This window comes from Pararhizobium sp. DWP3-4, from assembly GCF_049898205.1.
Classification (GTDB): domain Bacteria; phylum Pseudomonadota; class Alphaproteobacteria; order Rhizobiales; family Rhizobiaceae; genus Pararhizobium.
The window spans coordinates 975,860-996,909 of sequence record NZ_JAFCXF010000001.1; the positions used below are offsets into that span (position 1 = coordinate 975,860).

Annotated in this window: 18 protein-coding genes; 11 read left to right on the plus strand and 7 right to left on the minus strand. The window is 59.5% G+C overall.

Translation table 11 applies throughout. From position 1 onward, the window contains the following. Positions 1–12 precede the first annotated feature (12 nt). Together ACP7E6_RS04615 and ACP7E6_RS04620 are read left to right on the plus strand one after the other, a co-directional pair. The gene (locus ACP7E6_RS04615) at positions 13–462 is read left to right on the plus strand and encodes a flavin reductase family protein (protein ID WP_426228556.1); all 450 of its coding nucleotides are present in this window, start codon (positions 13–15) and stop codon (positions 460–462) included. A gap of 105 nt (positions 463–567) precedes the next feature. Beyond that, positions 568–885: a TfoX/Sxy family protein gene (locus ACP7E6_RS04620; protein ID WP_426228310.1), complete on the plus strand. Its 318-nt coding sequence runs from the start codon at positions 568–570 to the stop codon at positions 883–885. Here ACP7E6_RS04620 and ACP7E6_RS04625 read toward each other — a convergent pair. The 5 genes from ACP7E6_RS04625 to ACP7E6_RS04645 form a co-directional block, all read right to left on the minus strand. Next, entirely contained in the window at positions 875–1,297 is a 423-nt protein-coding gene (locus ACP7E6_RS04625) for an NUDIX domain-containing protein (RefSeq protein ID WP_426228312.1), read from the minus strand. The two genes, ACP7E6_RS04620 and ACP7E6_RS04625, sit on opposite strands and share 11 nt — an antisense overlap. A gap of 16 nt (positions 1,298–1,313) precedes the next feature. Continuing rightward, on the minus strand, positions 1,314–2,849 hold the full coding sequence (locus ACP7E6_RS04630) for a DEAD/DEAH box helicase (RefSeq protein ID WP_426228313.1): 1,536 nt from the start codon (positions 2,847–2,849) through the stop codon (positions 1,314–1,316). A 210-nt stretch (positions 2,850–3,059) separates the two neighbouring features. Continuing rightward, complete coding sequence (locus ACP7E6_RS04635) at positions 3,060–4,376, minus strand: M23 family metallopeptidase (protein WP_426228315.1); 1,317 nt, start codon at positions 4,374–4,376, stop codon at positions 3,060–3,062. 98 nt (positions 4,377–4,474) lie between these two features. Continuing rightward, positions 4,475–5,302 (minus strand): ferritin-like domain-containing protein, encoded by an 828-nt coding sequence (locus ACP7E6_RS04640; protein WP_426228317.1) that lies wholly within the window; start codon positions 5,300–5,302, stop codon positions 4,475–4,477. 2 nt (positions 5,303–5,304) lie between these two features. Further along, positions 5,305–5,787, minus strand: a complete 483-nt coding sequence (locus tag ACP7E6_RS04645; RefSeq protein ID WP_426228319.1) for a peroxiredoxin — start codon at positions 5,785–5,787, stop codon at positions 5,305–5,307. A gap of 352 nt (positions 5,788–6,139) precedes the next feature. Between ACP7E6_RS04645 and ACP7E6_RS04650 the strand changes: the two genes are divergently transcribed. Beyond that, a complete protein-coding gene (locus tag ACP7E6_RS04650; RefSeq protein WP_426228321.1) occupies positions 6,140–9,538 on the plus strand; it encodes a DUF3971 domain-containing protein in 3,399 nt (1,132 codons plus the stop codon). A gap of 52 nt (positions 9,539–9,590) precedes the next feature. On the opposite strand, the gene tyrS is transcribed toward ACP7E6_RS04650, so the two are convergent. Further along, entirely contained in the window at positions 9,591–10,844 is a 1,254-nt protein-coding gene (gene tyrS / locus ACP7E6_RS04655; protein WP_426228323.1) for a tyrosine--tRNA ligase, read from the minus strand. Positions 10,845–10,990: 146 nt separating this feature from the next. On the opposite strand from tyrS, the gene ACP7E6_RS04660 reads away from it, so the two are divergent. Together ACP7E6_RS04660 and ACP7E6_RS04665 are read left to right on the plus strand one after the other, a co-directional pair. Next, positions 10,991–12,124: an anhydro-N-acetylmuramic acid kinase gene (locus ACP7E6_RS04660; protein ID WP_426228325.1), complete on the plus strand. Its 1,134-nt coding sequence runs from the start codon at positions 10,991–10,993 to the stop codon at positions 12,122–12,124. 110 nt (positions 12,125–12,234) lie between these two features. Continuing rightward, on the plus strand, positions 12,235–13,431 hold the full coding sequence (locus ACP7E6_RS04665; protein ID WP_426228327.1) for a diguanylate cyclase: 1,197 nt from the start codon (positions 12,235–12,237) through the stop codon (positions 13,429–13,431). Positions 13,432–13,747: 316 nt separating this feature from the next. Here ACP7E6_RS04665 and ACP7E6_RS04670 read toward each other — a convergent pair whose 3' ends face one another. Next, on the minus strand, positions 13,748–14,443 hold the full coding sequence (locus ACP7E6_RS04670; protein WP_426228558.1) for an alpha/beta hydrolase: 696 nt from the start codon (positions 14,441–14,443) through the stop codon (positions 13,748–13,750). Positions 14,444–14,649: 206 nt separating this feature from the next. Between ACP7E6_RS04670 and ACP7E6_RS04675 the strand changes: the two genes are divergently transcribed. The 6 genes from ACP7E6_RS04675 (at position 14,650) to ACP7E6_RS04700 (ending at position 21,043) form a co-directional block, all read left to right on the plus strand. Continuing rightward, positions 14,650–15,816, plus strand: a complete 1,167-nt coding sequence (locus tag ACP7E6_RS04675) for a cysteine desulfurase family protein (protein ID WP_426228329.1) — start codon at positions 14,650–14,652, stop codon at positions 15,814–15,816. Between the two features lie 145 nt (positions 15,817–15,961). After that, positions 15,962–17,431, plus strand: coding sequence for a Fe-S cluster assembly protein SufB (gene sufB, locus ACP7E6_RS04680; RefSeq protein ID WP_426228331.1), 1,470 nt, complete (start codon positions 15,962–15,964; stop codon positions 17,429–17,431). A gap of 1 nt (position 17,432) precedes the next feature. Then, positions 17,433–17,660: a hypothetical protein gene (locus ACP7E6_RS04685; RefSeq protein ID WP_426228333.1), complete on the plus strand. Its 228-nt coding sequence runs from the start codon at positions 17,433–17,435 to the stop codon at positions 17,658–17,660. An 86-nt stretch (positions 17,661–17,746) separates the two neighbouring features. Next, complete coding sequence (gene sufC, locus ACP7E6_RS04690; protein ID WP_426228335.1) at positions 17,747–18,502, plus strand: Fe-S cluster assembly ATPase SufC; 756 nt, start codon at positions 17,747–17,749, stop codon at positions 18,500–18,502. Between the two features lie 11 nt (positions 18,503–18,513). Further along, positions 18,514–19,788: a Fe-S cluster assembly protein SufD gene (gene sufD, locus ACP7E6_RS04695; RefSeq protein WP_426228337.1), complete on the plus strand. Its 1,275-nt coding sequence runs from the start codon at positions 18,514–18,516 to the stop codon at positions 19,786–19,788. Between the two features lie 13 nt (positions 19,789–19,801). Beyond that, complete coding sequence (locus ACP7E6_RS04700) at positions 19,802–21,043, plus strand: cysteine desulfurase (RefSeq protein WP_426228339.1); 1,242 nt, start codon at positions 19,802–19,804, stop codon at positions 21,041–21,043. The last annotated feature ends 7 nt before the right edge of the window (positions 21,044–21,050 follow it).

Consider the following 21,050-nt stretch of genomic DNA (forward strand, 5'->3'; position numbering starts at 1 on the left):
TACCGTGATGCCATGAGCCGGCTGGCCGGCCACGTGCATATCGTCACGGCGGCTAATAACGGCGTGCGGCGCGGCGTGACGATCACGGCTGCCTGCTCGGTGTCCGACGATCCGGCGACGCTTTTGGTCTGCCTCAACGGCGCCAATCCGCGCAACGACATCTTTGCCGACAGCGGCAGCTTCGCGCTCAATCTTCTCGGCGCCGACCAGATGGATCTCGCCCATGTCTTTTCCGGCAAGAACAATGTCGATCCGGCAGAGCGGTTTTCCCACGGCACCTGGGGCGAACTTAAGACCGGCGCGCCGATCCTTGCCGAGGCCGTGGCTGTGTTCGATTGCCGGCTGATCGATATCAAGACCGTGGCCACCCATATCGTCCTGTTCGGACAGGTCGTCGCGGTGGCGCTCGGCCCGCAGCAACCGGCGCTCGTCTATCTGGACCGGGACTACCGCACGCTATAGATTTTCCTTGCACCGGCTACGCGGTTCCCGCGGCTTGCTCGCCATGCTGCCGCATATTGATGGAACAGCCGACTTTACCATTCGCATGTTGAAAGGCTGACAGACATGGACAATGCGGCAATCGAGGAGATGTTTTCGGCTCTCGGGCCAGTGACGGTCAAACGCATGTTTGGCGGCAAGGGCATCTATTTCGAGGGCCGGATTCTGGCTCTGGAGGTCAGCGGCGACATTCTGTTGAAAGCTGACACCGAGAGCGCCGGAGAATTCGCGGCGGCCGGTAGTTCGCAGTGGAGCTATGACGACAAGGGCAAACTGGTGAAGATGCCCTACTGGTCCGTTCCAGAAGAAGCTTTTGATGATCCCGATGAAATGGCCCGCTGGGTGCGGCTTGCCTTTGAGGCGGCCTTGCGCGCTAAGAAATAGCCAGCGCCCGCAACGCCTTGACCGCATCCTGGGCAAACAGAGAGAGCGGCTGCGGCAGGTCGTCGAGCGGATACCAGCCTATTGCGGAAAGTTTGTCGGGTTCCGTCAATTGTGGTTCGCCGGAGAAATCGTCGGTCACGTAGATCAGCGAGATCCAGTGCTGCCGGTCGGCCGCAATCAGCTGTTCGCTGAGACAGAGAAAACGCGCCGAATGGATTGTCAGACCGCTCTCTTCCTCCGCCTCGCGGCGGGCGGCGTCGGCTGCCGGTTCCATATGATCGACCTTGCCGCCGACAATGCTCCAGTGGCCGGCTTCCGGCGCTTTCAAACGCTTGCAAAGCAAAAGCTTGCCGTCACTGAAGACGGCAAGCCCTGATCCCACACCGGGAAAATCTATGCCTGGATATGCCATCCGACTGCGTGAAGGCTCAGGCCTTGCCGGCAATCAGCATGAAAGCCGGGATATCGTCGCCGAAGCCGACCGGCGTCGGGCCGTCGTCCTGGTCGCGGCGATAGCGATTGCGGCGATCGCGGTTGTCGTCATTGGCAGGATTCGGCTGGGGAGCAGGACGGTTGCTGTTACGGCCGGCATTCTGCGGTTTCGTTTCTGCCTTGCGTTCTGATCTCACAGGTTCTGCCTTTGCTACTACCGGTTCGAGGGGGGCTGCTACGACTGCCGGACTATCGTCTGATTTGATGTCCGATTTGTGACTGGCCACGGGCCGGGGAGCGTGTTCACGATCCCGGTCATTGCGGCGTCCACCGCGCTTGCCGTCACGGCCGCCGCGCTCCGGCTTGCTGCTCTCGTGGCTTTCCATCGGAGCGGGCAGGGCGGAAAGGTCGCCGTTCAGCCACTCGATGTTCTTGTCGATCAGCTTTTCGATGGCATCGACGAATTTCGTGTCGCGCTTGGAAACCAGCGTGAACGCTGCACCCGAACGGCCGGCACGGCCGGTGCGGCCGATGCGGTGGACATAGTCTTCCGCATGGATCGGCACGTCAAAATTGAACACATGGCTGACATCCGGAATGTCGAGACCGCGAGCGGCGACGTCGGAGGCAACCAGCAGCGTGATCGCATTGTCCTTGAAGCCCGCAAGCATTTTCGTACGCGAGCTCTGGTCCATATCACCGTGCAGAGCGCCCACGGAGAAGCCATGACGCGAAAGCGAGCGGTACAGTTCGGCAACATCAAGCTTGCGATTGCAGAAGATGATGGCGTTCTTCAGCTCGTCCTGCTTCTGGATCAGATCGCGCAGCACAGCGCGCTTTTCGTAATCCTTGCTGTGGGTGGCGACCAATCGCTGCGTCACCGTCGTTGCCGTCGAAGACCGCGTCGACACTTCGACACGCTCGGGGTTCTGCAGGAAGCGGTCGGCGAGCTTCTGGATTTCCGGCGGCATGGTGGCCGAGAAGAACAGGGTCTGGCGCGTGAACGGGATCAGCTTGGCGATGCGCTCGATATCAGGGATGAAGCCCATGTCGAGCATGCGGTCGGCCTCGTCGATGACAAGGATTTCAACGCCGGTCATCAACAGCTTGCCGCGTTCGCAATGGTCAAGCAGGCGGCCTGGCGTGCAGATCAGCACATCGGCGCCACGCTCAAGCTTTCGGTCCTGCTCATCGAAGGACACGCCGCCGATCAGCAATGCGACATTGAGCCTGTGATTCTTGCCGTATTTTTCAAAGTTTTCCGCAACCTGGGCAGCCAGTTCGCGCGTCGGCTCGAGAATGAGCGTGCGCGGCATACGAGCGCGGGCGCGGCCCTTTTCCAGAAGCGTCAGCATCGGCAGCACGAAGGATGCCGTCTTGCCCGTGCCCGTCTGGGCGATGCCCAGAATATCACGCCGCTGCAGGGCTGGCGGAATGGCGCCTGCCTGGATCGGTGTAGGGATGGTGTAGCCCGCATCTGTCACTGCGGTAAGAACTTTTTGGCTCAGGCCAAGGTCTGAAAAAGTGGTCAAAGGGAAATCTGTTTCCGTTCCGGTTCGGTCGAACTCTGGTCAATCGGCGCAAGCGTTAACTGCCGTTGCTGGGGCTCTTAGTCCCATAGCCAAGCAAAGTCAAGAAAACCGGTGGTTTGATCGGCGAAAGAGTCAATAATGGACTGCCAACAACAGGATAGCGCAAAAACGCCTGCCGTTACGTCAAGAGCGGCCACAAAGCCGTCAAGTTCAATTGATGTAGTGGCTGAGCTTAATGCCTGCGGTCAAAAACCGCATGGGATCGACGGCCTCGCCATTGAGGCGGACTTCGTAGTGCAGGTGCGGGCCGGTCGAGCGGCCGGTGCTGCCGGAACGGGCAATGGCCTCGCCGGCGGTAATCTTGTCGCCGACATTGACCAGTATCGTCGAGAGGTGCGCGTAGCGGGTGGTGATGCCGTTGCCATGGTCGATTTCGACCATGTTGCCGTAACCGCCGGTCTTGCCTGCGGTGATCACCGTGCCGGGTGCGGTTGCAAGGATGCGGGTTCCGGTCGGGGCGCGAAAATCGATGCCGGCGTGCAGCGCCAACCGGCCAAGGAACGGGTCGAGGCGATTGCCGAAGCTTGAGGTAATGTCGCTGGCTGGGGACGGATTGTTGAATGGCAGCTTCCTCGCCTGGCTGCGAACGCTTTCGAGACGGCCAAGCGCTGTATCGAGCTCAACCAGCGAGCTGTCGAAGGCTTCCGTCGTTTCCGGCTCGACGAATGGACCGCCAATGGCAGTGTCGTCCGCCGTAACGGGCGCGGTGGCCGCCGCCGCATCTGCGGCCAGCTTGACGCCGGTGCGGGCGAGAATGGTCATGATGGCATCGGTGGCTTGCGACGCGCCCGCAGTCAGGCTGTCGATCCGGGTTTTCTGTTCCTGCTCGATATCCTTGAGCGACAGTGTCACCTTCGAAAACAACCGATCGGCCCGGTCCGACATGGCCTCCTGTCGGCTCGAAGCGGATTGCGGCGCGTAGGCCAGCGCCATCTTCTGTTGCGGCGCTTTGCCGCCCATGCCCATCAAGCGTTCGATGGCTTTCAGGCCGCCACTGGCGTCGGCGCGCTTTTCGTAGGCGAGGGGAGCTGTCTCTGCAGGCTGGACGTCCTTCTCGGCGAGACCGGATTCTTCGGCGCGGTCGAGCAGCGTTCCGAGGCGGCCGTGGCGCGATGACAGCGCCATCTGCTGCTGCAGCAGCTTTTCTACCTTGTCTTCGACGACTTGCTGATCAAGGAGCTGGCGGCTGGTGACGCGGTCAACCTGCGCGCGCAAGGCGGCGATCCGGTCCTCATACTCGTGCTGCATGCGCGCCTGGCGCGCCATCGTGCCGCCGATCAGGTCGTCGCGCAACACAAGATAGGAGGTCGCAGCAAGATAGCCGATCGAGAAAACAGAAATAAAACAAACCGAAAGTGCTGCCATCCATGGGCGGACGGTCATGTGGCGAACCTTGTCACCGCTGGCCAGAATGATGATGTGCTTTTGTGCGCGCTTGCCGAAAACCCGGCTTTCCGTAGACACCAACTCACCCCCACCGCGTGCGATTCTGCCCGTCCTGACGAGCTCGATTAGACACTGTTAAGGTTAATAAAGCCTTGCTGGGCGGCTTTTCTGGCGGCCAATCAGGTGTTCACGGAGGCCGTCATAGAGCGATAGAATGATGGTGTCAGGCCTGCTTCGGCACGGGCGATATCGTTGAACGGAGCCTTCAGCGGCCCGCGAAAATTAGCCCTGACCAAGGCTTGGAATGCCGCTGCGGGGTCTTTCTTTTGCCGGGCGCAGAGGAAACGGAACCATTTGGCACCAACGGCCACATGGCCTTTTTCATCCTCGTAGATGACATCGAGCACGGCAGCGCTTTCCACATCGCCGGCCTCGCGCATCTTCGCCTGCAGGGCTGGCGTCACGTCAAGGCCACGCGCCTCGAGAATCAGCGGCACGACCGCCAGCCGCGCCGTGAGGTCGTTGCGCGTATCATGGGCTGCCTGCCAGAGCCCGTCATGGGCCGGCAGGTCGCCATAGTCGGCACCAAGCTGGCGCAGACGATCGCGCACCATGCGGAAATGCTTGGCCTCCTCGAAGGCGACCTTCATCCAGCCGTCGAAGAACGAGTTCGGCACGGGCTCCGTTGCAAACCTGGCGACGATGTCGAGCGCCAGATCGACCGCATTGAGTTCGATATGGGCAATGGCGTGGAGCAGGGCGATCCTGCCCCTGTCGGTGGTCAGCGCACGTTTTGGCATTTGCCTTGGCGGTATCAGCTCCGGCTTTTCGGGTCTTCCGGGACGATCAGGCACGGGTGTATCGAGCGGCGAACGTAGCGACAGCGTCCGTTCGTTCCACCGGCGGGCTGTTTCCTGGGTCAAAAGCGTCTTGATATCGAGATCTGCCGCGCGGATTGCGCGGACGGCCCCGTCCCGAAGGCTGCGAATCGCCGGCAGGCTGGTCATCGTCAAACGGTTCCGGTGGCAAGGTTCTGGGCTGCGGCGAGCACCTCTTCGGCATGGCCGGCGACCTTCACCTTCGGCCAGATGCGCCGGACGACGCCATCGGGTCCGATCAGCAGGGTTGTCCGTTCGACCCCCATATATTTGCGGCCGTACATGCTCTTTTCGACACAAACACCATAGCTGTTCAGCACAGCCAGATCCTCGTCCGAGGCGAGAATGACGGACAGATCGTATTTCTTGGCGAACTTGTCGTGCTTCTTCACCGAATCGGGCGACATGCCGATGACCACAGCGCCAGCTGCAGAAAACTCGCCCAGGAGTCCGCTGAACGCGATCGATTCGGTGGTGCAACTGCTGGTGTCGTCCTTCGGGTAGAAGAAAAGCACGACGGACTGTCCCTTGAAATCCGACAGAGAGACGTTTCCGCCGCCATCACGGGGCAGGGTAAAGTCCGGTGCAATTGCGCCTTCGGTCAGGTTCGCCATGGTTAGTCCTTTATTCTGGGTCATATGCCGCAAGAGGCATAGCCAATCGGAACCCTGCCCGTCCAGCGCCGGAGGAACGGAAGGCTGTTTCGAGCACAGGCAAGATCGGTTCGATGGCAGACATCGTTTGCCCCGGGACCGTTCTTTAACTACTGTGCAGAGAATGCAGATTCAAAAATCCCCTGCGGTAGGTCGCTGGCATTTTCGGGCGAAAAATTGGGACGAATCAACCACATATGACATCGGTTCGGCACCGTGGCCATGGAGCTGTTTGATACTGGGAAATGGAATCGCAACAGATTTGGAAAATACCGCATGATTCTTTTTCACACTTCCGAGGTCACCGGCGCTGATGAATGAAATCCGCGGCGAAAAAGTATCGTTTCGCAAGGAAGACATTGTCGTTCTGCATTCCCTGCCGTCGGCGCAGGCCCATGATCCATGTATCGTCCACGCGCCGAACAAACGTGGCATTACCCATCGCGTCTTCACCGCGACGGCAGTCATCGCCTCGCTCGTCCTTTTGTTTGGCGCAGCGCTTTTGGCGGCCATCGAAGGCGGGTTGCTCGACGCACCATTGAATGCACGCGCGCAGGCGGCGCTGAACGCAGCGATCGGTGGCGTTTATCGTGCCGAGGTCGGCAGCACGGTATTGCGCGTGACGTCGAATGGCGCTTTGGCTTTGAAGGCGCAGGACGTGACGCTGGTGGAAAACGTCTCCAACAAGCGCCTGGTCACCACCGATTCCGTCTTTATCGAACTCAATCCGCTGGCGTTGATGACCGGCCGGATTGCCGTTTCGCGAATCGAGGCCGAGGGATCGACGCTTGATCCGTCGTTGCTGCCACAGGGCAAGCCGATCGATCTGACGGCCATTCGTATCGCCGATGTCGCCAGCGGGCTGGAGGTTGTTTTCAGCCAGATCGACAATATTTCGCAACTGATCAGCCGCAGCAATACCGAAACCGTCCGTATCGCAGACCTCCGTTTGTCGTTTGCCGGTCTTCGCCAGCGCATCGTCCCAATGGTGGTAGAGACCCTGGATTTCAAGCGCACCGCGGATGGCTCCATGCAGATCGACGGCGTCTTTTCGATCGATGGACAATCCTCGGAACTGCATTTGCGGGCCGACCGGCAGAGCGGGCGCATCGCGACACTCGACGGTTCCGCCATCGGCTTGCCGCTGTCTGCTTTCCTGCATCGCAATGAGACAGCGACGGAACTTGCATTTGGGGTCAAGAGCAGTGCCGATCTGACCATCAAGGCGACGCGTGCCGCGGAAAACATGACGCCGACCCTGCAGTTGAACGGCCGTTCCAATAATGGCGCATTCGATGCGGGTGGATTCACATCGGAGCTCAAACCCTCGGAACTGAATATCAGCTACGACTTTGCCCGCGACCGGATCGAGATTCTGCCGTCAATGGTGCGCGTTGGCCGTTCAACCTTCCCGTTTACGGGTGCGATTGCTGATATCGACCCCGCCGTGCTTGCCGGTAGAAACGGCTTTTCGATCGATCTCCTTCTGCAAGCGGCGAGTTCGTCGCCGATCGACGTATCCGAGGCGCCGCTGATCTTCGATGCCAAGGCCCAGGGGCACTACTTGCCGGAAAGCCACCAGCTGGTGTTTGACGAACTGACGGTCGCAAGCGGGCTCGGCACGGCGGCCGGCTCCCTCTCCATGACATTTGGGGATACATCACCGCAGATCAGCTTTGCGCTTCTGACGAGCAAGATTCAGTCGGCTGCGGTCAAGCAATTGTGGCCCTGGTGGGTTGGCAAGAATGCGCGGCGCTGGGTGATCAACAACATCTTCGGCGGCACGGTCACCGATGGCAAAATCGAAGTCTTCCTGCCGATGGGACGCATCACGCACACTGTCGGTCCCATCGATCTGAATGCCGAGGAGTTGAGCGTTCAATTCAACATCGCCGATGCGCGGGTCAATCTGGCCGGCGACATCCCGCCGTTGCGCGACGCTGCCGGCGCCTTCAAGCTGAAGGGCGAACATCTGGATGTGGCGATCGAACGCGGCACGGCCTATTTCCCGTCCGGGCGATCTGCCACCGTGAACGGCGGTAACTTTGTCATTCCAAATACATACGAAAAGCCGCTGATCGCTGAAATGAAGCTCGATGTCGCGGGGCATGCCGACGCAATCGCAGAGCTTGTCAGCTACCGGCCAATCCTTGCCCTGCAGCGGACACCTTTCAAGCCGGAGGATTTTTCAGGCGAGATGACGGCCGAGGTTGGCGCGCGTTTCGGTTTGATCACCGCCCAGAAACCGCCGCCTCCGTTATGGCAGGCGGAAATGATGCTGAATGGCGTCACCGTAAACAAACCGTTTGCCGGCCGTGATATCTCCGACATAAAGGGAACGTTGCGGATCGATCCGAACCAGGCCGTGCTTGAGGCCAAGGCCGATATCGATGGCGGAGAGATGGACATCTCCGTGGTCGAGCCTGTCGGATCGGCCAGCACGGCCAAACGCAAACGCGAGATTTCCGGAACACTGAATGACGGCGAGCTTGCAAAGCTGGCCCCAGGGTTGGCCGGCATCATCAGTGGGCCTGTCGCGCTCGATATCCTGATCAATGACAATGATCAGCACACGGTTTCAGCTGATCTCGGCGGTGCCTCCATTTCGCTGCCCTGGATCGGCTGGTCGAAAGGTGCTGGCATTGGCGCCAGGGCGACCTTTTCCGCATCCACCACCGACGGCGTCACCCAGATCGGTGATCTGAAGCTGAACGGTGATGGTTTTGGGGCCACGGGTGCCCTTGTGCTCGACAAATCAGGTTTGAATTCCGGAGAGTTTTCCTCGGTTCAACTCTCCAAAGGCGACAATTATGCCGTCGACATCAAGCGCCAGAAAGGTGGCTTTGCCATCAGCGTCAATGGCTCATCCGCTGATATGCGCCCGGTCATCGAAAGCCTGCGCAGCGGGTCGGGCGACGGAGACGACGGCGGCGACAGCAAGCGGATCGCCATCAGCGCCAACCTTCAACAAGTGACCGGCTTTCACTCCGAGACGCTGTCCAACGTCAACTTGAGCTATGCAGCGAGGGGCAAACAGATCGACGCCGTCGATCTGTCGGCGGTGACCGACAGTGGTCAGGCCGTTGTTGCCAAACTGACGAAAAACGGTGCCGACAACATTCTCGAGCTGACCAGCGGCGATGCCGGCTCTCTGGCGCGATTCGCCAATATCTACAGCAATATGCGTGGCGGCCTGCTTAATCTGAAATTGCGCGATCGCGGCGGCAGCTCATGGCTGGGCAATGTCGACATCCGGAAGTTTTCACTGGTTAACGAGGCGAGGCTGCAATCGATCGTCTCGACGCCGACAGGCGCCGATGGCAGAAGTCTGAACCAGGCGGTAAAGAAGAATATCGATGTCAGCTCGGCCCGCTTCGAGCGCGGTTCCGCCAATATAGCACTCGATAATGGCTCGATCGCGATCGACAGCGGGGTCGTGCGCGGGGTTGATGTCGGTGCGACGTTCCAGGGCACGGTGCGCGACGCGAACGGCAACATGGACATGACCGGCACGTTCATGCCGGCCTATGGGCTCAACCGTCTGTTCGGCGAATTGCCGATCATCGGTGTTCTTCTTGGCAACGGCCGCGACCGGGGCCTGCTCGGGATCACCTTCAAGCTGGTTGGCCCGTTCGCCAAGCCGAACCTGACGATCAATCCGCTATCGATCATCGCGCCCGGCGTGTTCCGCAGCATCTTCGAATTCCAATAAAAAACCGGCGGGAGCGCCGCCGGTTTGCATGTCGTTCATCATTGCGGGGCACTTAGGCCGGCCGGACGAGAATGTGCTTTTTCTTGCCGAGCGACAACTTGATGACGCCATCCGCCGTGACATCACCTGTGCCGATCACCTGACGATCATCGCTGACCGCCTTGTCGTTCACTCGAACGGCGCCATCCTTCAGAAACTGCCGCACCTTGCCGTTCGATTCGGCCAGCCCGGCGCGCACGAACAGCGCGAGAACACCGACACCGGCCTGAAGCTCCGCCGTGGGCACGTCGATGGACGGCAGGTTGGCGGCGAGCGCGCCTTCTTCGAAGGTCTGCTTTGCTGTTTCGGCCGACCGTTCCGCAGCCTCGCGACCGTGAACGATGGCCGTTGCTTCGGTTGCCAGGATCTTCTTGGCTTCGTTGATTTCCGATCCGCCGAGTGCCACCAGACGGGCAATTTCGTCCATCGGCAACCGCGTGAAGATCTTCAGGAAACGGCCGACATCGGCGTCTTCGGTGTTGCGCCAATATTGCCAGAAATCATAGGGGCTGTAGACATCCTCATTCAACCAAACAGCACCTGTTGCCGATTTCCCCATCTTGGCGCCCGATGATGTTGTGAGCAACGGGGTTGTCAACGCATACATTTGCGGTGTGCCCATGCGGTGGCCGAGATCGACCCCATTGATGATGTTGCCCCATTGATCCGAACCGCCCATCTGCAGCAGGCAGCCATGACGGCGGTTCAACTCGACGAAGTCGTAGCCCTGCATGATCATGTAGTTGAACTCAAGGAACGACAGCGATTGCTCCCGGTCCAGCCGAAGCTTGACACTATCGAAGCTCAGCATGCGGTTGACCGAAAAATGCCTGCCCACGTCGCGCAGGAATTCAACGTAGTTCAACTTCAAAAGCCACTCGGCATTGTTGACGATGAACGCGTCCGTTGGGCCGTCGCCAAAGCGCAGGATACGCGAGAAGATACGCTTGATACCTTCAATGTTCACATCGATTGCTTCGGGCGTGAGCAATTTTCGCTGCTCGTCGCGAAACGAGGGGTCTCCGACCATGGAGGTGCCGCCACCCATCAGGGCAATCGGTCGATGGCCTGTTTCTTGCAGCCAATAGAGCATTGTCGCAGAGATGAGGTTGCCGATGTGCAGGCTCGTGGCTGTTGCATCATAGCCGACATAGGCCGTCACGGTTTCCTTGTTGAACAGCGCATCCAGTCCGGCATTGTCGGACGTCTGGTGGATGAAGCCGCGTTCGTGGAGGGTGTGCAGGAAATCGGACTTGAATTCGGACATGACCTGTCTCTTTCAGTGGGCTGTTTGGAAAAGAATGAGTGCTTGCTGGATATTTGCGCGGCGTTTAGCACTGTTTGGTGAAAAGTGCACCTGTTTGCGCTGGGAATGTTTGCAACGGCAATGTTTGGCTGGGAGTTGAGTGCAGGATGGCGCAAATGAAGACGGCGATCGGGCTGATGAGCGGCACCAGCATGGACGGCATCGATATTGCGCTGGTTCGAACCGATGGCCGCGACCGGGTCGAGCGTGGCCCCTTCATGGGCGTTGCTTACGAACCGGCTTTCCGGAACCGGCTGAAACTGGCCCTGGACGAGGCGCGCACGCTGACAGACAGGATGGAGCGTCCGGGCGATCTGGGAGCCGTCGAGCGAAACCTGACGTTACGGCATGCCGTTGCGGTCAATGATTTTCTCGCTTTAAACGGCCTGTCTCCGGCCGATATCGACGTGATCGGATTTCACGGCCAGACCGTTCTTCATCGCCCGAACGAGGCGTTGACCGTGCAGTTGGGCGACGGCGCGCTGCTGGCGCGGTTGACGGGCATCGCCGTGGTTCACGACATGCGCGCCAATGATATGACATTTGGCGGGCAGGGGGCACCCCTCATTCCCGTCTATCATGCCGCTCTCGCCCGAAGCGCTAAGCAAATGGCCCCGCTGGTTTTCGTCAATATCGGCGGTATCTCCAATCTGACGTTCATCGGCACGGACGGTGATATCGTTGCTTACGACAGCGGCCCGGGAAATACGCTGATCGACCAATGGGTGGAGAGCCATACCGGTGGCGCCTTCGACGAGGATGGCGCGATCGCCAACGCCGGCCGGATCATTCCGGGGCTGGCAGACCGTTATCTCGACCATTCGTTTTTTTCGTCCAACCAGCGCCGCTCGCTTGATCGCAACGACTTTTCGCCGCCAGCCGATGCGGAAGCCGCCCTGGCGGACGGTGCGCGCACTCTTGCCTATGTGACAGCCGCGGCCATTCTCAAATCGTCGAGACACCTGCCGGAGCGGCCCCGGGCCTATGTCATCTGTGGTGGCGGGCGGCTCAATCCGGTCATCATGGACGATCTTCGCAAGCTTGCGGCGCAGGAAGATGCAACAGTCATTGTTGCCGAGGAGGCGGGGCTTGATGGCGATGCCATGGAGGCGGAGGCATGGGCCTATTTGGCCGTGCGTTCGCTTGAAGGATTGCCGCTGACACTTCCCGGCACGACGGGCGTAACCAAACCGGTCACCGGCGGCGTTTTCAATGCGGCTTTGACACCCGTGATAGACTGAGATTAACGTTTCTTTTGCCAGGCGCAGATACCATTCGCACGAATCTGCAAAGCCTTGCGGCGCAGCGGAGAGGAGCACACGGCCTGTGTGTTTCCGAAACGGACACATCGATGAACGGCGCGCTCTTTCTACTGACGGTGAATTTCCTCATAGCGCAGCTTTTTTGCGTGTTTTTCCTTGTCATATCGAGGCGCAGCCGCATTCCGTCGGCTGGACGCTGGTTTGCTGCTGCATTCGCGGTCGCCTCGCTATCGGCAGTCTTTGAGGTGATGATCCGCTATGGCGACTTCGACCGGATTGCCAGCTTCGGGGCATTCAGTTCCCTGCTCAGCGCGCTGTTGATGATCCGCGTCGGCATTGGCCGCTTGTATGCAGTCCCGGCGAACATCTGGACGATCACTGCGCTTCTCTGTGCAGCGCTTCCGCTCAACTTGATGATCTATGACTTGCCGCGCGGCACATTTACCCATTCGCTCGGCTACCAGATACCGTTCGCGATAGCGGAACTGATCTGCGCGATGGCGGTCTACCGGTCCGGGCGGCGAGAGACGTCCGACCGTATCCTGATGACGTTGCTGCTGATCACGGCCGGTAATTTCGCCAGCAAGGTCTATTTTGCGGTCAAGTTCAGTGGTGGTGACACGGCGCAAGCCTATCTTGGCAGCACCTATGCGCTGGTCTCCCAGAGCCTAAGCGCCGTTCTTGTCGTCTCGACAGGGCTGACATTGCTCGCCGTCATCGTCGTCGAAATCATGGATGACGCCAAGGCCAACTCTGAAATCGATCCCCTGTCCGGTCTGTTGAACCGGCGCGGTTTCGACGCAAGAGTGAACCAGATCCTTGCCCGGCCGATGTCCGCTTATCCGCATTGCGTGATTGTCTGCGATCTCGATCATTTCAAGGTGGTCAACGACACCTATGGTCACGCCGCCGGCGACCAGGTGATTCTGACGTTCGGCCGGCTGCTTGCCGGGCATGCGCCTCCAGAGGCAATCTGCGCCCGTTTCGGTGGTGAGGAGTTCGCCATCTTCCTGCCGTCAACCGGAGAAGCGACGGGTTATCTGTTTGCCCAAGGACTTCGCAACAGCTTTTCATCGCTTGCGATCATCGGATTGCCGGACACGGTTCGCCTGTCGGCAAGCTTCGGCGTTTGTGCGCTCGCGTCGCCGAGCCAGTCGATCGTCGATACGATCAAGGGTGCGGACGCAGCGCTTTATGATGCCAAGAAGAGCGGGCGCAACCGGGTGAACCGCGCAGGGCAAACGACACCGGCCAGCCCCAAAGATGGATGGCAGGCGCAGGCCTGACATCTGCGAACCGGCCGCCGGGACGCCTATAAAGTGCCCTTCTGGTTGGAAAATCAGGTTAACGTTTGAAACTGTGCCTTGCCTTGATGCAGGAAACACGCCTTTGAAAAGAGGCTCATGTCGACGCGATTGGGCAGGCGGATGTCACACAAGTCGGAAATGGTAACAAGGCGGAGGCGCATGATCGCCTTTGGCGCGGCCGTGCCGAATCGGCAGGTTCGTGGCCCCGAAAATAAAATGGCACCCTGCGACGCTTGAGGACGCAGAGTGCCATTCGAAACAAACGTGAGGCCAGGTGTGACCAGCCAATGCGGGGTTAGCGGATGCGTTTTGCCGCCGGTTCCGGCGTCAGTTCGCCGTTCAGCCGCCGGTCGAGATAGTCCTCGCATTCGGCCATCAGCGTATCGACCTGGCCGCTGAAGAAGTGGTTGGCACCGGGCACGGTCTTGTGGGTGATCAGGATACCCTTCTGGGCCTTCAGCTTGTCGACCAGCGTGTTGACATCCTTTTCAGGCGCCACCTTATCGAGGTCGCCGTTGATGATCAGGCCGGACGACGGGCAGGGAGCGAGGAACGAGAAGTCGTAGGTGTTCGGCTGTGGCGCAATCGACATGAAGCCTTCGATTTCGGGACGGCGCATCAGAAGCTGCATGCCGATCCAGGAGCCGAACGAATAACCGGCGACCCAGCAGCTCTTCGAATCCGGATGCATGCTCTGCACCCAGTCGAGCGCCGATGCGGCGTCCGACAGTTCGCCGGCGCCATGATCGAACTCGCCCTGGCTGCGGCCGATCGAGCGGAAATTGAACCGGAGCGTCGTAAAGCCGCGCTTCTGGAACATGTAGAACAGCTGGTAGACGATCTGGTTGTTCATCGTGCCGCCAAACTGCGGATGCGGATGCAGGACGATGGCGATCGGGGCATTCTTCTGCTTGGACGGCTGGTAACGGCCTTCGAGGCGACCGGCCGGTCCGTTGAAGATGATTTCGGGCATTGGCTCTCCGGGCTTGATTCTGGGACTAAAAACCAGTTCAGCACTGATGCAGTCTTGACGAAAGCAGTCAGCTTTTCTAAAACCAGTTTAGAACCATTCAAAACTTTGACACGGACTTTCCGTGGCGAGTGCTGTCTCTTACGGCAAGCGAAGCGAAAAATTCAAGGAAAATGCACCGGCCGCATGCCTTTACATGGCAGCCGGTTCATCTTTGGCAAGGGAATATGGGACAAGAGCGCATCTATATGGACTGGAATGCCACCGCGCCGCTGTTGCCGGCCGCGCGCGCGGCATGCCTTGATGCGCTCGATCTTCCCGGCAATCCATCCTCGGTGCATGGAGAAGGCCGCAAAATCCGGACATTGATTGAAAATGCCCGCCGTGATGTAGCCGCCCTTTGCGGTGCCTCTGCTACCAGCGTGACCTTTACCAGTGGCGCGACGGAAGCGGCAAACTGGGTTCTGACGCCCGATTTTCGCATGGGCAAGACGCCGCTGACGATCGGCCATCTCTATATTTCGGCGATCGAGCATCCGGCCGTTCGCGAAGGCGGGCGGTTCGGCAAGGCTGATGTCAGCGAAATCGCCGTGACGCCGGCGGGCACGATCGATCTGGCCGAACTCGAAGCGGCATTGGCTGCCCATGACCGACAGTCCGGCCTGCCGATGGTCGCGGTGATGCTGGCCAACAACGAGACGGGCATCGTCCAGCCGATCAATGAAGTGTCCCGCCTTGTTAAGGCGGTCGGCGGCATTCTGGTCGTCGATGCCGTCCAAGCTGCCGGACGCCTGGCGTTGTCGATAGAAGCGCTTGGTGCGGACTTCCTGATCGTCTCGTCCCACAAGATCGGCGGGCCGAAGGGTGCGGGTGCTTTGGTGGTGCGTGGCGAAATCCTGATGCCTGCCGCGCTCGTGCGTGGCGGCGGCCAGGAAAAGGGGCATCGCTCCGGTACGGAAAACCCCGCCGCGATTGCCGGATTTGGCGCTGCTGCCCGGTTTGCAGCTGACAATCTGAGCCAGCGGATGATCGTGGTTTCGGCACTGCGCGAAAAGCTGGAGACAGCGATGATCGCGGCAGCACCCGACGTCATCATCCATGGATTGGGCGGAGAGCGCATTGGCAACACGTGCTTCTTTACGCTGCCCGGCTTGAAATCCGAGACCGGACAGATTGCCTTCGATCTGGAGGGTGTCGCGCTTTCGGCCGGTTCCGCCTGCTCGTCCGGCAAGGTCGGCCAGAGCTATGTTCTGTCGGCAATGGGGCACGATCCGCGCCATGGTGCGCTGCGGATTTCGATCGGGCCGTCAACCACGCAAGCCGACATAGATCGGTGTGCCGAGGTCTTTGCCAAGGTGTCGGCGCGGCGCCGGATTTCCGGGGCTGCGGCGTGAGAGTGAATTAAATTGCGGAAATTGAATTTTCCGCTTGGCAAACGGGGTGAAAATGCCCCTTAAGCCCATTACATAGGCGATACAACGACATTGTATCGTGCTGACAAGCTGCCGGACCTTGTATCCGGCGAGATTGGAGAACGACATGGCTGCTGTGCAGGAAACAATCGATCAGGTCGCCCTGATCGATGTGGACCAGTACAAATACGGGTTTGAGACGACGATCGAAATGGACAAGGCGCCCAAGGGCCTGTCCGAAGACATCATTCGCTTCATTTCGGCAAAGAAGAGCGAACCGGACTGGATGCTCGAATGGCGTCTGGAAGCGTATCAGCGCTGGTTGACCATGGAAGAGCCGACCTGGGCGCGCGTCAACTATCCGAAGATCGATTTCAACGAGATCTATTTCTACGCGGCGCCGAAAAGCACGCCCGGCCCGACGTCGATCGACGACGTCGATCCTGAGCTTCTGCGCGTCTATGAAAAACTCGGCATTCCCTTGCGTGAACAGGAAATCCTGGCTGGCGTGAAGACGCCGCGCATCGCCGTCGATGCCGTGTTCGATTCCGTTTCTGTCGTCACGACGTTTAAGGAAGAGCTGAAGAAGGCCGGCGTGATCTTCATGTCGATCTCGGAAGCCATCCGCGAACATCCGGATCTGGTGAAAAAATATCTCGGCACTGTCGTTCCGACCACCGACAATTACTATGCGACGCTGAACTGCGCCGTCTTCACTGATGGATCGTTCGTCTATATCCCCAAGGGCGTTCGCTGCCCGATGGAGCTGTCGACGTATTTCCGTATCAACGAGAAGGGCACCGGCCAGTTCGAGCGCACGCTGATCATTGCGGAAGAGGGCGCCTACGTCTCCTACCTGGAAGGCTGCACGGCGCCGCAGCGCGACGAAAACCAGCTGCATGCGGCGGTTGTCGAGCTCGTTGCGCTTGATGATGCCCAGATCAAATATTCGACTGTGCAGAACTGGTATCCGGGCGACAAGGACGGCAAGGGTGGCATCTACAACTTCGTCACCAAGCGTGGCGATTGCCGTGGCAAGAACTCGAAGATTTCGTGGACGCAGGTCGAAACCGGCTCGGCGATCACTTGGAAATACCCGTCCTGCATCCTGCGCGGCGATGGTTCGCGCGGCGAGTTCTACTCGATCGCCGTTTCCAACGGCCATCAGCAGATCGATAGCGGCACCAAGATGATCCATCTGGGCAAGAACACCTCGAGCCGTATCGTCTCCAAGGGGATTGCTGCCGGCTTCAGCCAGAACACCTATCGCGGCCAGGTCTCGACCCACCGCAAGGCCGAAAACGCCCGTAACTTTACCCAGTGCGACTCGCTCCTGATCGGCGACAAGTGCGGCGCCCACACAGTGCCCTATATCGAGGCACGTAATTCCTCGGCTCAGTTCGAGCATGAGGCGACCACCTCGAAGATCTCCGAAGACCAGCTGTTCTACTGCCTGCAGCGCGGCATTCAGACGGAAGCGGCGATCGCACTGATCGTCAACGGTTTCGTCAAGGAAGTCATCCAGGAACTGCCGATGGAATTTGCGGTCGAAGCACAGAAGCTGATCGGGATTTCGCTGGAAGGCTCGGTGGGCTGATATGGATAAGGCGGCCGGGGATAAAATACTGGATCGCCTGAACCAACAACGCAGGGATTTTCTTGAGGTCATCGAGAACTCCCGCGATGCCAAGGAATTCGAAAAGGCGGATCCACCGGCTCGGCCTTACCGTTATACGCAGGATCGGCTGAGCCCGTATACACAAGTGATGGGTTGGATGCAGGATGTCGTCGAGCTTGTTCGGTTTGCCTTTCGCCTCCTGGTGTAACGCATGTGAATTGAATTTGCCCGCCGAGGCGGTCCTCAAATGAAACCACCCCGGTACAACGGGGCACGAGATCGAGACGAAGAACAATGCTTGAAATCAGAAACCTCCATGCCCGCATCGCCGAAGACGGCACCGAGATCATCCGTGGTCTGAACCTGACCGTGAAAGCCGGCGAAGTGGCTGCCATCATGGGGCCGAACGGCTCCGGCAAGTCGACGCTGTCCTATATCCTGTCGGGCCGCAGCGATTACGAAGTGACCGAAGGCGACATCCTTTACAATGGCGAGAGCATTCTTGAACTCGACCCGTCCGAGCGCGCTTCCAAGGGCATCTTTCTTGCCTTCCAGTATCCGGTCGAAATCCCGGGGGTTGCGACCATGCAGTTCCTGAAGGTGGCTCTCAACGAGCAGCGCAAGTATCGCGGTGAAGACGAGCTTTCGACGCCGGATTTCATCCGTCGCGTCAAGGAAGCCGCTGCCAAGCTGCAGATCAACCCGGACATGCTGAAGCGTCCGCTCAACGTCGGTTTCTCCGGCGGCGAGAAGAAGCGTGCGGAAATCCTGCAGATGGCGCTTCTGGAGCCAAAGCTGTGCGTGCTGGATGAAACTGACAGCGGCCTCGACATCGACGCGCTGAAGATCGTTTCGGACGGTGTCAACGCGCTGCGCTCGCCTGACCGTGCGGTGATCGTCATCACCCACTATCAGCGTCTGCTGGAGTACATCGTGCCCGATAGCGTCCATGTTCTTTACAAGGGCCAGATCATCAAGTCCGGCGACAAGTCGCTGGCGCTTGATCTTGAAGCCAATGGTTATGCCGACATCATCGATGCGGCGGCTTGAGGAGTACAGGGATGAACATGCAAACGGCAATCACGATGACAGCCGCCGAGACGTCCCTCGTCGATGCCTATACTGCCCAGATCGGTGAACTGCCCGGCGAAGGCGCCGTGCTGTCGGCCCGCGATAGCCTGTTGGCAAATCTCAGGCGGCAGGGCCTGCCGACCCGCCGCGTCGAAGCCTGGCACTATACGGACCTGCGTGCGCTGTTGCGTGCCGTTCCAGCCTACGATCCGACGGCGTTTGCGCAAAAGGTCGATCCACTGGTTCCAGGCTCCTCGGTTCTTTCAGTCCTGAACGGCAAGGCCGACACCAAGAACCTGCCGGCCGGCATCAATGTCCGCTCCTATGCCGAAAGCCTGATCGACGGCGTTGCCGCCGCCGATCTGGTCGAGCGCGATCAGGACGATGCCATCGGACGGATCAATGGCAGCTTCGTGCGCGATGGTTTCGAGATCGAGGTGCCGGAAGGCACCGTGCTCGAGCAGCCGCTGGAATTCCAGCTGGTACAGAGTGCCGGCCAGAGCCATTCGCGCTTTCCGGTAACGTTCGGCGCCAATTCCAAGGCAACGATCATCGAGCGCCATCTCTCGGTCAACGATGCGGCCAGCCTTGTTACGGTTGTCAGCGATCTGATCCTCGATGAAGGTGCCGAGATCACCTGGATCATCCTGCAGCAGCAGGGCGCTAGCGACAGCCATCTTGCCCAGGTCAATTTCGACCTCGGCACCAATGCCAAGCTCCGGCTGTTCATCATCAATGCCGGCGGCAAGCTGGTGCGCCAGGAAGTACACGGCGTCACAACGGGTGAAGGCGCGGATTTCAAAATGCGCGGTATCAACCTGCTGGGCAACGAAACGCATACCGACGTGACCTTCACGCTTGGCCATGACGTGCCGAACACCACATCCACAGAAATCTTGCGCAACGTGCTGTTCGACCGCGCCAAAGGCGTGTTCCAGGGGCAGATCCGGGTTGCGCCCGATGCGCAGAAGACTGATGCAAAGATGGCGTGCAACACGCTGCTTCTCTCCGACGACGCCGATTTCTCGGCCAAGCCGGAGCTGGAAATCTTTGCCGACGACGTTCAGTGCGGCCATGGCGCCACCGTCATCGATATCAACCCGACGCATCTCTACTACCTGCGGGCCCGCGGCATTCCGGAAAACAAGGCGCGCGCCATGCTGGTCAACGCCTTCGTGGATGAGATCGTCGAAGAACTCGAACATGAAGGCCTGATCGAAACGCTGGAAACGATCATCGCCGCCTGGCTCGAAAAGCACGCCTGATTGGATCTTTGACATGGAACTCACGGTGCCGGTTCCGGCCTATGACGTCGAAGCGATCCGCAGGGATTTTCCGATCCTGTCGCGGACCGTCTACGGCAAGCCGCTGGTCTATCTCGACAACGGCGCCTCGGCGCAGAAGCCGCAGGTGGTCATCGATGCCGTTGCCCATGCCTATTCCAACGAATATGCCAATGTCCATCGCGGCCTGCATTTCCTGTCGAATGCCGCCACCGACGCCTATGAAGGTGCCCGCGAAAAGGTACGCCGGTTTCTGAACGCGCCCTCGGTCGACAACATCATCTTCACCAAATCCTCGACCGAGGCGATCAACACGGTCGCCTATGGTTATGGCATGCCGAAGATCGGCGATGGCGACGAGATCGTGCTGTCGATCATGGAGCATCATTCCAACATCGTGCCGTGGCATTTCATCCGCGAACGCCAGGGTGCCAAGCTGGTCTGGGCGCCGGTAGACGATCAGGGTGCATTCCATATCGACGATTTCGTCAAGTGCCTGACCGGCAAGACCAAGCTGATTGCCATCACCCATATGTCGAATGCGCTCGGCACGGTCGTTCCGATCAAGGAAATCTGCCGGATCGCCCATGAACGCGGCATTCCGGTGCTGGTCGATGGCAGCCAGGCCGCCGTCCACATGCCGGTCGATGTGCAGGATCTCGACTGCGACTGGTACGTGATGACCGGCCACAAGCTCTACGGTCCCTCGGGTATCGGCGTGCTCTACGGCAAGATGGACCGGCTGACGGAAATGCGTCCGTTCATGGGCGGCGGCGAAATGATCGTCGAGGTGACCGAAGACGCAGTCACCTACAACGAGCCACCGCACCGCTTCGAAGCGGGAACCCCGCCGATCGTCCAGGCGATCGGTCTCGGTTATGCGCTGGATTACATGGATACTATCGGCCGGGCCGCAATCGCTGCCCATGAAGCCGATCTGGCCGCCTATGCGCATCAGCGCCTGTCATCGGTCAACTCGCTGCGGGTGATCGGGACGGCACCGGGCAAAGGTGGTATCTTCTCGTTCGAACTCGAGGGTATCCATGCCCATGATGTGTCGATGGTGATCGACCGGGCAGGGGTCGCCGTAAGGGCAGGAACGCATTGCGCCCAGCCGCTCTTGAAACGCTTCGGCGTGACCTCCACATGCCGGGCATCCTTTGGCCTTTACAACACGCGGGCCGAAGTGGACGTGCTGGTGGATGCGCTTGAGCAAGCCCGCAAATTCTTTGCGTAAGGACATA

What these genes read in the sequence shown, in the direction of transcription:
- sufC (WP_426228335.1), top strand. Translation starts at nt 17,747, where the DNA reads ATGCTTGAAATCAGAAACCTCCATGCCCGCATCGCCGAAGACGGCACC.
- sufD (WP_426228337.1), top strand. Translation starts at nt 18,514, where the DNA reads ATGAACATGCAAACGGCAATCACGATGACAGCCGCCGAGACGTCCCTC.
- ACP7E6_RS04675 (WP_426228329.1), top strand. Translation starts at nt 14,650, where the DNA reads ATGGGACAAGAGCGCATCTATATGGACTGGAATGCCACCGCGCCGCTG.
- ACP7E6_RS04650 (WP_426228321.1), top strand. Translation starts at nt 6,140, where the DNA reads ATGAATGAAATCCGCGGCGAAAAAGTATCGTTTCGCAAGGAAGACATT.
- ACP7E6_RS04645 (WP_426228319.1), bottom strand. Translation starts at nt 5,787, where the DNA reads ATGGCGAACCTGACCGAAGGCGCAATTGCACCGGACTTTACCCTGCCC.
- ACP7E6_RS04685 (WP_426228333.1), top strand. Translation starts at nt 17,433, where the DNA reads ATGGATAAGGCGGCCGGGGATAAAATACTGGATCGCCTGAACCAACAA.
- ACP7E6_RS04615 (WP_426228556.1), top strand. Translation starts at nt 13, where the DNA reads ATGAGCCGGCTGGCCGGCCACGTGCATATCGTCACGGCGGCTAATAAC.
- tyrS (WP_426228323.1), bottom strand. Translation starts at nt 10,844, where the DNA reads ATGTCCGAATTCAAGTCCGATTTCCTGCACACCCTCCACGAACGCGGC.
- ACP7E6_RS04700 (WP_426228339.1), top strand. Translation starts at nt 19,802, where the DNA reads ATGGAACTCACGGTGCCGGTTCCGGCCTATGACGTCGAAGCGATCCGC.
- ACP7E6_RS04665 (WP_426228327.1), top strand. Translation starts at nt 12,235, where the DNA reads ATGAACGGCGCGCTCTTTCTACTGACGGTGAATTTCCTCATAGCGCAG.
- sufB (WP_426228331.1), top strand. Translation starts at nt 15,962, where the DNA reads ATGGCTGCTGTGCAGGAAACAATCGATCAGGTCGCCCTGATCGATGTG.
- ACP7E6_RS04620 (WP_426228310.1), top strand. Translation starts at nt 568, where the DNA reads ATGGACAATGCGGCAATCGAGGAGATGTTTTCGGCTCTCGGGCCAGTG.
- ACP7E6_RS04625 (WP_426228312.1), bottom strand. Translation starts at nt 1,297, where the DNA reads ATGGCATATCCAGGCATAGATTTTCCCGGTGTGGGATCAGGGCTTGCC.
- ACP7E6_RS04640 (WP_426228317.1), bottom strand. Translation starts at nt 5,302, where the DNA reads ATGACCAGCCTGCCGGCGATTCGCAGCCTTCGGGACGGGGCCGTCCGC.
- ACP7E6_RS04660 (WP_426228325.1), top strand. Translation starts at nt 10,991, where the DNA reads ATGGCGCAAATGAAGACGGCGATCGGGCTGATGAGCGGCACCAGCATG.